The organism is Gordonia sp. NPDC003950 (assembly GCF_053605205.1).
Genome location: NZ_JBSGIT010000061.1, coordinates 1 through 1627 on the forward strand (window position 1 = coordinate 1; position 1627 = coordinate 1627).

1 protein-coding gene is annotated in these 1627 nt (G+C 62.0%); it reads left to right on the plus strand.

The window, feature by feature from the left end:
- Positions 1 to 81: 81 nt before the first annotated feature.
- Positions 82 to 1473, plus strand: a complete 1392-nt coding sequence (locus tag ACWETB_RS23820; RefSeq protein ID WP_045540970.1) for an IS256 family transposase — start codon at positions 82 to 84, stop codon at positions 1471 to 1473.
- Positions 1474 to 1627: the final 154 nt, after the last annotated feature.

Consider the following 1627-nt stretch of genomic DNA (forward strand, 5'->3'; position numbering starts at 1 on the left):
CACACCCCCGAACTGAGCTCTACCATCATCAACGTCAGATGGTCTGTGTAAGTCCAGTGCTCATCAGTGAGAGGAAGATCTATGAGCATGGCGTTAGACGACAAGCAGCAGGGCCACGACGACGAGCAGTTGCCTGAACTGGCCGAGCCGCGCTCGACCGCGGAAGTCGCCGAGGCATTACAGGCCTCGGGCATGGTCGATGAGCTGCTCGCCCAGATCGATACCGGCCAGATCCAGATCACCGGCGAAGGCGGGTTGATCCCAGGTCTGATCAAACTGGCCCTCGAACGCGGTCTGAAGGCCGAGCTGACCGATCACCTCGGCTATGCCAAGGGCGATCCGGCCGGGCGGGAGTTGCCCAACGCCCGTAACGGGTCGAGCCCGAAAACGGTGGCCTCGGAGGCCGGGCCGGTCGAGCTGAACATTCCTCGTGACCGTGACGGCACGTTCACCCCGCGGCTGGTCCCGAAGGGCTCGCGCCGCCTCGGCGGCCTCGACGACATCATCATCTCGCTCTACGCCGGCGGCATGACGTTGCGCGACATCCAACACCATTTGGCCTCCACGATCGGCACCGATCTCTCGCACGAGACGATCTCGAAGATCTGCGACGAGGTCCTCGACGCGGTCGATGAATGGCAGAACCGGCCGCTGGAGCCGTTGTATCCCGTCATCTACCTTGATGCCCTGGTGGTGAAGGTCAAAGACGGCGCCCATGTCCGAAACAAGCACGCCCACATTGCTATTGGCGTCGATATGGCCGGCGTCAAGCATGTGCTGGGAATCTGGATACAGGCCGAAGAAGGCGCCAAGTTCTGGGCCGGGGTGTGTGCGAATCTGGCCAACCGCGGCGTCAAGGACGTGCTGATCGTGTGCTGTGACGGGCTCACCGGATTCCCCGAAGCGATCGAGGCGACCTGGCCGCTGGCCACCGTGCAAACCTGTGTGGTGCATCTGATCCGCAACTCGATGCGGTTCGTGAACTACAAAGACCGCAAAGACGTCGCTCGGGCGATTAAACCGATCTACACCGCCCCCGACGCCGAGACCGCCCGCCGCGAGTGGGAAGCCTTCCGCGACTCGGAACTAGGCGCCAAATATCCGAGTGCGGCAATGGCTTTCGACCGAGCCTGGGATCGGTTCATCCCCTTCCTGGCATTCCCGCCCGAGCTGCGCAAAGTCATCTACACCACCAACTCGATCGAGTCGCTGAACTACCAGCTCCGCAAGGTCATCAAGAACCGCGGACATTTCCCCAACGACATCGCGGTCCGCAAACTCTTGTGGCTGGCCATCTGCGACATCGAAGACAAACGAGCCGCTCAACGCCTCAAAGAACGCGGGACCAGGCGGTCACAGCCCCGTAAGGCCCTCGGACGACTGGTCGAGGGACAGGTCGTCACCAACTGGAAGCAAGCCCTCGGACAGCTCGCTCTGGCCTACCCCGACCGGATCGAACCGCACCTCGGCTAAACCCACGGACCACAAGAAAATCAGGAGTCACGTTCTTACACAGACATCTTGACAAGCTCGTCAACCGCGCGGTGATGCCGTACTCGCGACACGTCCGCTCGAAGAGCACCTCAACCGGCAACGGCCGCGTGTGTCTGCCGGTGAACTGGTTGCC

Bases quoted from the DNA above. Each gene is read 5' to 3' on its own strand.
- ACWETB_RS23820 (WP_045540970.1), top strand. From the start codon at position 82: ATGAGCATGGCGTTAGACGACAAGCAGCAGGGCCACGACGACGAGCAG.